This is a genomic window from Salipaludibacillus sp. HK11 (assembly GCF_047795645.1).
GTDB lineage: Bacteria > Bacillota > Bacilli > Bacillales > Salisediminibacteriaceae > Salipaludibacillus.
On record NZ_CP181045.1, the window covers coordinates 547682 to 559951 of the forward strand.

A 12270-nucleotide genomic window follows, 5' to 3' on the forward strand; every position below is an offset into this window, starting at 1 on the left:
GACGGGTGCTGACGAGTTGGTCTCGAGCTCTTTTATTTTTAGATAGAAAGGAGTGTCTTCAGGTGGAAACAGCAAAGAACATGGGACAGACTGAATCAGAAAAACCAATCAAGAGCTATCAGCCGAAAAAAACAAGGTTGAATCATCGGGTTAAAAATGGACTTATTGGATGGTCGTTTGTACTCTTATCCGTCTTGTTAATTTCAATCTTTTATTTTTATCCAATGGTTCAAGCTCTAATCTTGTCTTTTCAATCTGGAGCTGGAACAAACCTCGAATATGTTGGAATTGATAACTATATACGCTTATTTAGTGATACGACTTTCTTAACATCTTTAAAAAATACAGTTATATATCTTTTGGTTCAAGTACCTGTCATGATAGTACTCGCTTTAATTATATCCGTGCTTTTGAATGATAAGAAGTTGAAGATGAGAGGTTGGTTTCGAACTGCCATCTTTTTACCGTGTGTGACATCTTTAGTTGCTTATGCCGTCATTTTTAAATATATGTTTGGCACAGATGGCTTGATAAACTTGATGCTGTTGAATTTTTCGATTATTTCTAACCCGATTGGGTGGCTGACAGATCCGTTTTGGGCAAAAATCACGATTATTATTGCAATAACTTGGCGCTGGACAGGATATAATATGATATTTTATCTATCCGCGTTGCAAAACATAGATTATTCGATTTATGAAGCGGCAAAAATTGATGGTGCCTCGGCTTTACAGCAATTTTTCAAAATTACGATTCCTATGCTGAAGCCGATTATATTATTTACATCGATCATTTCGACGATCGGGACCCTGCAGTTGTTTGATGAAGTCATGAATATTACTAGTGGCGGACCGGGGAATGCGACGTTAACAATTTCTCAATACATTTATAACATTTCATTTCAATATACGCCGGACTTTGGGTATGCAGCAACTGTTTCATATGCGATCGTTATTTTAATCGTCTTCTTTTCGATCCTTCAATTTAAAGTGGCAGGTGATAATAATGGCTAAGATGAAACGATTTTTTATATACCTCATCCTATCAATTATTTCGATCGTTTCGATTTTTCCGTTTTTCTGGATGGTTATTAGTGCTACGAACAAGTCAGTCGATGTAACGCAAGGACGATTATTGCCGGGCACGCATTTGTGGGAAAACTTTCAGACGTTACTAGAAACCGTTGACCTTGTTCCTGCCTTGATGAATTCGGCAAAAATATCGATAACGACAACTGTCTTATCTCTTTTTATAGCTTCATTAGCAGGGTATGGCTTTGAAATTTTCCGCAGTAGAGCAAAAGATATTGTCTTTAATATTTTGCTCTTATCGATGATGATTCCATTCGCTGCATTGATGGTCCCGTTATTTCGAATGTTCGGGCAGATTTCTCAAGTGTTTCCTGGAATAGGCATTGATACGATCCCAGCTGTTATCTTCCCAACATTGACAACGGCTTTCTTAATATTTTTCTTTAGGCAAAGCACAAAAATGTTTCCTAGGGAGATGATCGAAGCGGGCAGGATTGACGGTTTAACGGAGTTAGGAGTTTTCCTTCGAATTTACGTACCGACGATGAAGACGACGTATGCAGCAGCGGCAATTATAACGTTTATGCTCAGTTGGAACAATTATTTATGGCCGTTAGTCGTTCTTCAGTCACCAGAGAACCAAACGATTCCATTGCTTATTTCAAACTTAGGATCTAGTTATACTCCTGATTTCGGAGTGATTATGTCAGCAATCGTTATCGCAACGTTACCTACTGCATTAATCTTTTTCTTGATGCAAAAGCACTTTGTTGCAGGAATGATGGGATCGATCAAGTAAAAAAATTAAGAAGCAAAAGAACCGTCCCCGCGCTTCCTAAGAAGCGCGGGGACGGTTCTTCTGCTTCCCAAGCTTACCGACAAACATAGACGTAATCAACTTGATTGAATGACTGCAAAAGCAATTAAATCAAGTAGGAGAAAGGAACCGTCCATTCTCATCAAATTCTAATCTAATGTTAATGTTAGGTTCATTTAAAGCGGGTAATATGTAACTATAGGAAATAGAAAGGAATGATAAATATGAAAAGAATAGTAATAGGATTAACATCTATCTTGCTTTTATCAGCATGTGGAGCAGGTGAAATGAACGAGAATAGTTCCAATACTGGAGCAGAAATCAATACTGGAGCAGAAAATGGTAACAATCAAAATGAATTACCGGAAGATGAGTCGAATAACGATGGCAATGATGAGGACAATGCGGATAATCAGATCTCTGAATCTGAATCGCAAAATGATTCAAGTGAGGAAACAACAATGCAAGGTGATGTGTATGAATTTGATTTACATGTCGAATTTTTAAATGGAGAAGAATGGGAATTTGAATATGAGCGTGATGACGAAGAAGACATGGAGATCGAACGTGATGGAGAAGAGGCAATCCTTGGAGCAGATGCTCGTTTAGAAATTGAAGAAATCTTAACAGAAATTAATATAACAAAGGATCGTCCATTGATGGAAATGAAGGAAGAAGTCTTGTCTGTTCTTGATGTATCAATCGAAGAAGTAGAGGATTTTGATTTAGAAATGAAGTACGATAGTGGAGAAGCGATAGAATTTGACCATGAATCTGGCGGAAACGGAGATTTAGGAAATGTTCGTGAGTTAGATATCGATATCGACTTCTTTAATGGAGATGACTGGAAATATGAGTATGATGCGGATGATCAAGAAGCAGAGATTGAACGAGGAGATGGAATAGAGATCGAAGGTTCAGAAGCATTATCAGAGATTGAAGCATTACTAGGTGAAATTTCTATCACGACGGACCGTTCGATTCAAGAGATGAAGCAAGAAGTTCTACTCGCACTAGATATTGACGAGAGCGATGTGAAAGACTTTGATATTGACGTAGAATATGAAAATGGAGAGACAGTAAAATTCAAGCATGACGTGGAATAGTGAAAAGCAATGGAAGCAGGGGGACGGTTCTCCTGCTTCCATTTTCAATCGATGCAAGAGCTCATTTCTTTCAAGTGAATTCAAATAATGCTATTATAATGGGAAGTTGACAAAGATCGAATTCGACTAGGAGGAAATAAATATGACAAAGAAAATCACCGTGTACTCAGATTTCTTGTGACCATTCTGTTTCATCGGGAAAGTCCCACTTGACCAGGTGGCCAAGGATCATGATATCGAAGTAGAGTGGAAGTCTTTTGAGTTAAGACCAGAGGGAGTAGAGACACCGTCTCACTCACCTGAATATTACGAACAAGCGAAAGCAAATGTGAAACGGATGTCAGAACAATATGGATTAGAAATGAAGTGGAATGATAAAAGCAAGCATTCTCGACACGCATTAGAAGGTGCGAAATTCGCTGAGAAGCAAGGGCTTGATAATGAATACCATGACGCTGTTTTTAAGGCGCACTTTCAACAAGAGAAAACGATCAATGACATCGATACCCTCGTGAAAATTGCTGAGAATATCGGTCTTGACCCACGAGCGTTTAGAACCGCATTAGAATCTCGAGAGTACGAACAACAAGTAGTAAGTGAAATGGAAGAAGCTCAACGCCATGGTGTTACCGCTGTTCCTTGCTTTATTTCAGGAACAAAAGGAGTATTGGGAGCGCAAACCTATAAGTCACTTTTAAAACTAATAGGCGAAGAAGCATAAATAAAAAACGTCTAACAAATGCATGTTCATTTGTTAGATGTTTTTTATTGAATAAAGATTTATTAGATTGGTTTGGGTTGCAACTTTTATAGTGATTTGTGTGAAATAAAATGAGAAGAAATATGCAAGTTAAAATAAATGCATAGTATGGTCTACCGATTTTACTTCAGATAATAGAACAAAACTATTTTTGTCATTATATGTTAAAATCATAAAAGGGATATAGATGAGTCAATTTCATAATGCATTTTCTGAATAAAGTCAGAAGCGCAGAATATCAAGAGTACTCTTTTAAAAAATCGTCACTTTAAAAGCTAGTGTTGATAGTTGAAAACTTGCTCGCTTGCCGCAGGCAATGCTTCAGCTAATCGGGGGAAACCGCCCCGATGGATCTTCAGCTATTGCTTTTCCTGCAGGCGTCTCACAGATTTTCAACATCAACGATCAAAAATTTTGTATACCTTTAAGCAGCTTTCTGTCCTTGGCTTCTCTTTGTTTTCAGTCGTAATCCTGCGAGTTTCATGGCATTGTAAACAAGTGTAGTAAAGTCAAAATGAACTTTCGCTCTTTCTCCTGTTCGGTATCGTATATTGTTTAGTTGAAATAACGTTGGGTAGGTTTTAAATCGTATAAAACATCTATACTTAGTAGGCTCTCTTGTCGTAAAATGGACATAGGAGTCTTCCCTCCAGTCAAATTAGTTTGTTCGCTACTTACTAAATTCGACAGTTGGGGAGGTACTCCTTTTTTTGTCTCTTAAATCTATTGGGCCACAAGGGCTCTGAATTATGAAATTGACTCAGATATAAATGAAAAAAAGTAATTAGATGATGGTAGAGGGAGAAGAAAGGGGCGAAATAAAATGAAGGATGAATTTTATGATAAAAACATCATATTAGAAAATCATCTTGTAAAACTGGTTCCGTTTGATGAGATGTATGATGAGCAATTGAGAAAAATCATTTACGATGAGGAAATATATTATACAGTCGAATGTAAGAGTGAGGAAGAATTTCAAAATTACCTTATTGATACTGCAAATCAAAGAAATTTGCAAAATTCCTATCCTTTTATAGTAATTGATAAAAGAACGAATGAAGTAGCCGGTTCAACAAGGTACGGGAATCTTCAATTTAATAATAAACGATTAGAAATTGGATGGACATGGTATGGTGAGCCTTTTAGAGGAAAAGGTTTAAACAAGGCTTGTAAATTCGAATTATTAAAATACGCCTTTGAAGATATCGGATTTAGAAGAGTTCAATTTAGTGCAGATGTCAGAAATATTCGCTCTCAAAAAGCAATCAAAAAGTTAGGTGCAACAAAAGAAGGTGTTTTTAGAGCCAATTATATAGATGCTTTTGGAGTAAGTAGAGATGATGCATACTTTAGTATTATCCATTCAGAGTGGCACGCAATTAAGCAGTATATTTTTAAAGAATTTATTTGAACAAGGTATTTCCCCAAATTCCTTAGTCAATATCAAGATGACAAAGTAAGGGAATCCTCGCTTTTTTTAAGCATATTTAGTAGTAAAGCTCTACTTTAACTTTATATTTAATCTATATTTTTACACATTTCCTCTCCACGAAGTGAACCTGATAATTTTAATCCTATCTTTTAGATTTATGGTCGTTTTCCCCATGGAAATAGCGTTCCAACAATGGTCACAAATCTTTCATTAGAGATCGCTTCAATAACTCCATAACAAATTTCTTCGTGAGTTAGCCATCTAGAATTATCTTTTTCAATAATGAATCCTAATTGCACTTGTCTATAGAGACAGTTGCTTGGTACAGTTACTTTATTCTTTATATCTTTTAAATTTGAACTGCTACCTAACACATGGAATAATTTCCATGGAAGATTATCAGATGAGAGCTCTTGTGAGATCACAGCTAAAACGTTCTTTCCAACTGAATGTATCCAAGCTACAACTAAATCAACTGGACCGTTTTTTTCTATAGTCATTTTCAGTTGTTCTCTCAATTCACTTTCCTTTATGTAATCTACAAGCAATGGAGTAATACGAACTGATTCTTTTGAAGCACTTATTAATTGTTTCATATGTTCAGGTGTACGTCCAATGACCGATACGTGATAGCCTTCATTCACTAACCATAATGAAACCTTAGATAACATGCCTGTACCACCTATAACTAATGCATGCTTGATAATATCACCTCCTAAAAAGAAAATATTACTTCTAACCATCCATATTTATTTTTAGAATAACTTATTCATTCATATAAGTATATAAATTTGTAATAAAATGCTGTAATAACGGAGTGATTGGTCGATCCTTTCTGTAAATGAGAGATAGGCATCGATTTTTTTCTAAGCTAGGAATATCAAAACAAACCAATTCTTCACGTGCGATTTCATTTTCAATCGCTTTCTTCGATAAAATCGAGCATCCAGTTCCCATGATGACCATTCTTCTGATTGCCTCAATATTTGTTAACTCCATTTTGATGTTAAGTGAAAAATGATTCTCCTCCGCCCACTTATCAACCATTTCTCTCGTTGAACCTCTTTTGTGTAAAATAAGTGGCTCTTTTTGCAGTTTTTCTTCGCTCACCTCTTTTATATTAGAATTCCCACCTTGATTAGGCATAACAAAAACAAGATTATCTTTTACTAGCCGTTTGACATTTACTTGCTCATGTTGAAACCCTTGTTCTGAAATAATTCCTAAATCAATTTCCTTCAGTATAATCAACTCAATTACTTTTGGCGCTGTTTCAATATGTAAGTCGACACGTACTTGAGGGAACTCATTTACAAAAGGTGTTAACACTTTTGGGAGCAAGTAATTTGCTGGTACATTACTCGCACCGATCAATAGCTCTCCTTTATGGAACGATTGGTAATCTTTCATGACTCTATTAGTTTCTGACATTAAACCTAAAATTTCAGTTGCATAATAATTTAACGTCTGACCCGCTGCTGTTAAAACTATTTTTTCTCGTTTCCTCTCATAGAGTTTTACTCCTAAGGAAGTCTCTAATTTTTTCAAATGAAACGAGACAGTAGGCTGTTTAAGCCCTAATATTTCAGCTACTTTTGTGACGTTTCTACTGTCACTATAATGATAAAAGATTTCGAGTTGTTTTAAATTCATCTCGTTCCTCCTGCTCTATTGTACCCATCAATTATAGATAAAATCTATGTCGATATTGATTATACATAGAAAATATTGATGCAATGTTAATTCTAGCTTAATTTTTGCTTAACATTACTGCTTTAAAGTTAGAACTGTAATAAGTATTGAGAGGAGGTTGAGCCTTGAATATTGTGATAACCGCTATTGAAAAGTCATTTGGAAAATTAAAAGCTTTGCATCCGTTTGATTTCACAATACATGCTGGAGAATTTGTTAGTTTACTAGGTCCTTCTGGTTGTGGAAAAACAACCTTGCTACGGATGATAGCTGGTCTAGAAGAACCTGACCAGGGTGAAATTAGCTTTGGGGATCAAGTAGTGTTCTCTAAAAAAGATCATGTTAATAAAGCACCGCAAAAAAGGAATATCGGCATGGTTTTCCAAGACTTCGCGCTTTGGCCGCATATGACCGTATTTGAAAATGTTGCTTACAGCTTAAAGGCAACAGGTAAAAAGCGAGGATTAAAAGAAAAAGTTATCGAAGCGTTAGAAAATGTGCAATTATCCGATCATGCGGAGCGCTATCCTCATCAACTATCAGGAGGGCAGCAACAGCGTGTTGCGATTGCAAGAGCAATTGCCAGTGATCCATCTATTATTCTATTGGATGAACCATTAAGTGCACTCGATGCGTCCTTGCGTGATGAGATGAGAATTCTATTACAGCACTTGGTGAAAAAATTGAATATGACTGCGTTGTATGTCACACATGATCAAAATGAAGCAATGGCGATGTCAGATCGGGTCGTTGTATTGCATGCAGGAGAAAAGATGCAGGCAGCGACACCGGAGGAGGTTTACGCAGAACCGATTAATGATACCGTTGCTTCGTTTGTTGGAAAAGGAAGGTTATTAAATGGGCAATTCAAAACATATAGAAATGTAAGTTATTTGAAAATGAATCACCTCGTTCAATTACCTATACCACAATTAACCGAATCGATTCTTGAAAATGAGTGGATAACAGTGATCATAAGACCGGAACAAATTAAATTGTCAACAAATGAAATCGAGACAGGATTAAAAGGCTTTATTGAAACTGTTAGTTTTTTAGGAGAGCGATATGAAGTGACGTTCAAGATAGATGGGAGTGATGAATCGCTGTTTGCTTATTCACCGAATCGCTTGGAAATTGGAAAAGAAATCTATTTTGAAATCAACACAAGATCGATCCATATTATCCAAACGCAACATCAACAAGGGAGCACGAAACCGACGTTTTCTCAAAAACAAGGAGGAATAAAACATGAAACAGCTTAAAGCTAAAGGATTAGTTATGTCAGGTATATCAATAGCACTATTATTATCAGCATGTGGTCAAGAGTCTGAAGAAGAGGCAGAAGCTAGTGGAAATAATCAAACCGATCAAGCAGAGACAGGGGAGTTGACCATTTATTCATCAGGGCCAGGAGGAATGGCGGAACAATTAGTTGATGCTTTTGAGGAAGAAACGGGTGTGGAAGTGGACATGTTTCAAGGAACGACAGGTGACGTTTTAGGTCGTCTTCAGGCAGAGGAAGATAACCCGATTGCAGATGTAGTTGTTCTTGCATCGCTTCCACCCGCATTGGAGTATAAAGACAGAGGAATGACACTCGCTTATGAGTCCGAGTATGCCGATTCATTACATGACGGTTGGTTTGATGATGACTTTCATTATTATGGGTTTAGTGCTTCCGCATTAGGGTTGAGTTACAATACTGAACTTCTAGAGGATCTACCAGAAGATTGGAGTGACTTAACTGAAGCGCGTTTCTCAGATCAATTAGCTGTCCCAGATCCAACGCAATCAGGAACAGCTAGAGATTTTGTCGCTGCATTTATTAACCAAGAAGGGGACGATGGCTGGGAACTACTTGAGCAATTAGCTGGTAATGGATTGACCCTTGAAGGTGCAAATAATCCAGCACTACAAACAGTTATTACAGGTGCCAATACGATGGTGATGGCAGGAGTCGATTACATGGTTTATAACAATATGGAACAAGGAGAGCCCGTCGATTTGATTTTTCCTGAAAGTGGAACAATGATCACACCTAGACCAGCATTTATTCTTGAAAGTGCTGAAAATATTGATTCCGCTCAGCAATATATTGATTTCATTTTGTCTGATCAAGGGCAAGAAATTGTTGCTGATGCCTATTTATTGCCTTCTCGTGTAGATATACAACCTCATGAAATTCGTGCTGGCGTAGAAGATATTCCGCAACTTGATTTCGAGTGGAGTTACTTGGAAGAACACAATGAAGATATATTAGAACGTTTCTTGGAGATTGTTCGATAAGTCATGAAAATTCGTCGGTTTTCCATGTCATCATTAAATAAAGTGGCGGCTTTTGCCGTATTAGGTATTTTAGTTTTTATCCCACTATTTTTAGTAATCTTACGAAGTGTTTCTCCAGATGGAAGTTTTGCAGGATTTGCACCATTTCGAATCTTACTTGAAGAACAAAATATTGAAATTTTAACGAATTCGATTTTATTAGGCCTAGGGGTTGTAACATTATCGTCGTTGATCTCGGCGCCCCTTGCTTTTTTCATGGCTCGAACAGAACTGGGAAAGCATCGTTGGATTGACATTGTGTTAATCATTCCATTTATGACCCCTCCTTATATCGGTGCGATGGGGTGGATATTATCCATGCAACCAAATGGGTATGCAGAACAACTATTTCCATTTTTAGCACCCGTGACGCCTTTGTTTTTTTCATATTTTGGTATGGTGTTAGTGATGAGTCTCCACCTATTCCCATTTATTTATTTGATTATGAAGAACAACTTGGCGAACATCGGTGGCAGGTTAGAAGAAGCAGGTATTATTCACGGTGGGAGTTTTTATTATCGCATGAAGCGAATCGTTATCCCATTATTTATCTCCGGGTATAGCATGGGGGCACTACTCGTTTTCGTCAAAACGTTAGGGGAATTTGGCACTCCAGTAACTTTGGGGAATCGAATTGGTTACTATGTACTAACATCTGAAATTCACAAACACGCCTCCACGTGGCCGATCGACTTTGGAACAGCAGCAATTTTATCTACGATGCTGTTAAGTGTCAGCATGATGATTTGGTATCTCCAACAATGGTTTGTTAGCCGCAGACACGATAAGGTTGTTTCAGGAAAAGGTCAAACGAAAGCATTTATCCCTTTAGGAAAAAAGAAAGTATTTGCTTGGATATATTTAGTAATTATCCTTGGACTCGCGATTGGTATTCCATATTTTTCTGTTGTCTTAACGGCCTTTCTTAACATTCAAGGAGATGGATTAGCTTTTTCGAATTTAACGTTGAAACATCTGGTCGAACTATTTAGTGGAAGTGGACGAGGAGCATTGTGGAATAGCATTTGGCTAGCTGCAATAGCGGCAACTGTTGCTGTAATTATAGGCATTTGGGTGTCAATTATCATCAAGAAAAAACGAGGTAAAACAGAACAAAGCATTGACTTTTTAAGTCTAGCGCCAAATACGGTACCAGGAATTGTCGTGGTCGTAGGTTTGATCTTATTTTGGAATTCAAGGTGGAACCCGGCACCTGTTTATAATACATGGGTGATGCTTGTATTAACCTATGTCATTTTATATTTACCGTTCACCGTGCAGAATATTAAAGCTATCTATGGCCAGCTAGGTGACTCCCTTTTTCAAGCGGCAAAGATGAGTGGAGCTAGTCAAACGTACATGGTTCGTACAGTATTGATCCCGTTGATACTTCCTGGTATCTTAGCAGGATGGATTATGACATTCACAATTTCAATGCGGGAATTAGTAGGATCTTTGATATTAAGACCGCCGAATATGCATACATCTGCAACATTTATTTACGCAGAATTTGAACAAGGGACGGTTGCACTAGGGATGTCGATGGCACTAGTTTCAGTCGGATTCACGACGATGGTGTTAATCGTTGTCGAGCAAATGAAAAACCGTTCACAAAAATATCGAAGATGAAAACTTATAATAATAGAGGTTGATGTTATGAAAGTCACATTTTTAGGAGGAGCAGGTGAATATGGTCGATCCTGTTTCTTACTACAGTTCGAAAAACAAACAATTTTGATCGATGCTGGCGTCATGAAAAGTGGGATGACTACAGATGAAACGTACCCAATGTTAACGGAAGCGATAGTTAAAAAAATTGACGCCGTTTTTATAACCCATGCACATGAAGATCATGTAGCGGCTTTACCGATGTTAGCTAAATTAGGCTATAAAGGTAACATCTATGCAACAACAGAAACAATTAACCAGGCGATACAAACGATCGAAAAATGGACTGACTTTCAAAAGCAGACCCAGCAAGTCGTCCCATATGAACGTCACCATATAAATGATTTAAGGTTTGTGACGATCACTAAAGATTCCCGAAAAACATGGAACCCGTCACGTGAAATAGACAACCTCGATTACATGTTTGGGATGAGCGGACACACGGTCGGTTCCGTTTGGTATGTATTTCGCTTTCAAAGCAAACATGTATTCTTTTCAGGAGACTATTCCTATGAATCTGACTTACTAATGATCGAAGAACCGCCAAATCTATCGATTGATTTGGCAATATTAGATGGAGCATACGCCGACTCAACTCACTCACAAGCCGACAATTTACACACAATACGTACAACCGTACAAAAAGCGATGCAACAAAAGACGACAGTTATTTTTCAAGGGCCTCTTTCGGGGAAAACGCAAGATTTAATGAAATTCATCGGGGAAGCATTTAAGAAAGAAGTGGCAGTTCGACTAGTTGTTGATCAAGAACTGATGAATCACACAAATGTTTTGATGGGAAATACCGAGTGGCTCCGACCCGAATCAGCGGAAAACATGAAACGTGTTTTATCTGACTTTAGAGTCACAAATGTCGATCAATGGATCGAGATACCAGATCCTTTTATCGGGTTCTGTTCTGAAGAACAAATTATTACTTGGTTGAATCAACAACATCACACACCTGTGACAGTCATCACAACGGGTCCAAAACAAAAAGAAATTATCGCATTATCTCAAAAGCTAGATTCCGTTTCGTATCAACAAGTAAGATATAAAGTGCACCCAAGTTTGTATGAATCGAAACAGATGATAAAAAAGCTTCATCCACAAATAACCGTGTTTACTCACGGATTAAATAAACAAATAAAAGCAATGAGAAAAGCTATTGATAACGTAACAAAGATTAAACTGATGAATACAGGAGATACGATTACTGTTCCGTCCTTTGAGCATAATATTCGAAAAAATAATCAGTGTAATTGAAACTTTACAATACTATCAAACTCTCTTAACAATCATCATTTATAGTATAACTATACCAACAAAATAACAGACTCCAGCTTCATAATGTAGTGATTCCCCCCTTTCATTACATATATATCGGATTTACCAGGCCATCAATGATGGCCTGGCTTTTTTCTGTCAAAACAAACAGA

At 37.3% G+C, this 12270-nt stretch carries 11 protein-coding genes and 1 pseudogene; 9 read left to right on the forward strand and 3 right to left on the reverse strand.

What is annotated here, in order from left to right; genetic code table 11:
* Window positions 1-80: 80 nt before the first annotated feature.
* The 4 genes from ACM26V_RS02910 (at window position 81) to ACM26V_RS02925 (ending at window position 3675) form a co-directional block, all read left to right on the forward strand.
* Entirely contained in the window at window positions 81-1013 is a 933-nt protein-coding gene (locus tag ACM26V_RS02910) for a carbohydrate ABC transporter permease (protein ID WP_416151776.1), read from the forward strand.
* Complete coding sequence (locus tag ACM26V_RS02915; protein ID WP_416149967.1) at window positions 1006-1830, forward strand: carbohydrate ABC transporter permease; 825 nt, start codon at window positions 1006-1008, stop codon at window positions 1828-1830. Before ACM26V_RS02910 ends, ACM26V_RS02915 begins: the two co-directional genes overlap by 8 nt.
* A 242-nt stretch (window positions 1831-2072) precedes the next feature.
* Entirely contained in the window at window positions 2073-2954 is an 882-nt protein-coding gene (locus tag ACM26V_RS02920) for a YusW family protein (protein WP_416149968.1), read from the forward strand.
* Between the two features lie 217 nt (window positions 2955-3171).
* A complete protein-coding gene (locus ACM26V_RS02925; RefSeq protein WP_416149969.1) occupies window positions 3172-3675 on the forward strand; it encodes a DsbA family oxidoreductase in 504 nt (167 codons plus the stop codon).
* Window positions 3676-4138: 463 nt separating this feature from the next.
* Here the strand turns inward: ACM26V_RS02925 and ACM26V_RS02930 are convergent.
* Window positions 4139-4279: pseudogene (locus ACM26V_RS02930) on the reverse strand (IS5/IS1182 family transposase); the annotation flags it as partial.
* 258 nt (window positions 4280-4537) lie between these two features.
* Between ACM26V_RS02930 and ACM26V_RS02935 the strand changes: the two are divergent.
* Complete coding sequence (locus ACM26V_RS02935) at window positions 4538-5125, forward strand: GNAT family N-acetyltransferase (protein ID WP_416149970.1); 588 nt, start codon at window positions 4538-4540, stop codon at window positions 5123-5125.
* Window positions 5126-5301: 176 nt separating this feature from the next.
* Here ACM26V_RS02935 and ACM26V_RS02940 read toward each other — a convergent pair whose 3' ends face one another.
* Together ACM26V_RS02940 and ACM26V_RS02945 are read right to left on the reverse strand one after the other, a co-directional pair.
* A complete protein-coding gene (locus ACM26V_RS02940) occupies window positions 5302-5817 on the reverse strand; it encodes a short-chain dehydrogenase (RefSeq protein ID WP_416149971.1) in 516 nt (171 codons plus the stop codon).
* A gap of 94 nt (window positions 5818-5911) precedes the next feature.
* Window positions 5912-6799 (reverse strand): LysR substrate-binding domain-containing protein, encoded by an 888-nt coding sequence (locus ACM26V_RS02945; protein WP_416149972.1) that lies wholly within the window; start codon window positions 6797-6799, stop codon window positions 5912-5914.
* Window positions 6800-6963: 164 nt separating this feature from the next.
* Here ACM26V_RS02945 and ACM26V_RS02950 point away from each other — a divergent pair, with 164 nt between their 5' ends.
* Genes ACM26V_RS02950 through ACM26V_RS02965 form a run of 4 tightly spaced genes read left to right on the forward strand, consistent with a single transcriptional unit; the run spans window position 6964 to window position 12097 of the window.
* The gene (locus ACM26V_RS02950) at window positions 6964-8100 is read left to right on the forward strand and encodes an ABC transporter ATP-binding protein (RefSeq protein ID WP_416149973.1); all 1137 of its coding nucleotides are present in this window, start codon (window positions 6964-6966) and stop codon (window positions 8098-8100) included.
* Entirely contained in the window at window positions 8087-9124 is a 1038-nt protein-coding gene (locus ACM26V_RS02955; protein ID WP_416149974.1) for an ABC transporter substrate-binding protein, read from the forward strand. The genes ACM26V_RS02950 and ACM26V_RS02955 overlap by 14 nt, the downstream gene beginning before the upstream one ends.
* A 24-nt stretch (window positions 9125-9148) precedes the next feature.
* Window positions 9149-10792 carry an ABC transporter permease gene (locus tag ACM26V_RS02960; RefSeq protein WP_416149975.1) on the forward strand — a complete coding sequence of 548 codons (1644 nt, stop codon included), beginning with the start codon at window positions 9149-9151 and terminating at the stop codon, window positions 10790-10792.
* A 27-nt stretch (window positions 10793-10819) separates the two neighbouring features.
* On the forward strand, window positions 10820-12097 hold the full coding sequence (locus ACM26V_RS02965; RefSeq protein WP_416149976.1) for an MBL fold metallo-hydrolase: 1278 nt from the start codon (window positions 10820-10822) through the stop codon (window positions 12095-12097).
* Window positions 12098-12270: the final 173 nt, after the last annotated feature.

Excerpts from the sequence above, each read along its gene's own strand:
- ACM26V_RS02910 (WP_416151776.1), top strand. The coding sequence starts at position 81 with ATGGGACAGACTGAATCAGAAAAACCAATCAAGAGCTATCAGCCGAAA.
- ACM26V_RS02920 (WP_416149968.1), top strand. The coding sequence starts at position 2,073 with ATGAAAAGAATAGTAATAGGATTAACATCTATCTTGCTTTTATCAGCA.
- ACM26V_RS02955 (WP_416149974.1), top strand. The coding sequence starts at position 8,087 with ATGAAACAGCTTAAAGCTAAAGGATTAGTTATGTCAGGTATATCAATA.
- ACM26V_RS02940 (WP_416149971.1), bottom strand. The coding sequence starts at position 5,817 with ATGTTATCTAAGGTTTCATTATGGTTAGTGAATGAAGGCTATCACGTA.
- ACM26V_RS02945 (WP_416149972.1), bottom strand. The coding sequence starts at position 6,799 with ATGAATTTAAAACAACTCGAAATCTTTTATCATTATAGTGACAGTAGA.
- ACM26V_RS02935 (WP_416149970.1), top strand. The coding sequence starts at position 4,538 with ATGAAGGATGAATTTTATGATAAAAACATCATATTAGAAAATCATCTT.
- ACM26V_RS02915 (WP_416149967.1), top strand. The coding sequence starts at position 1,006 with ATGGCTAAGATGAAACGATTTTTTATATACCTCATCCTATCAATTATT.
- ACM26V_RS02960 (WP_416149975.1), top strand. The coding sequence starts at position 9,149 with ATGTCATCATTAAATAAAGTGGCGGCTTTTGCCGTATTAGGTATTTTA.
- ACM26V_RS02965 (WP_416149976.1), top strand. The coding sequence starts at position 10,820 with ATGAAAGTCACATTTTTAGGAGGAGCAGGTGAATATGGTCGATCCTGT.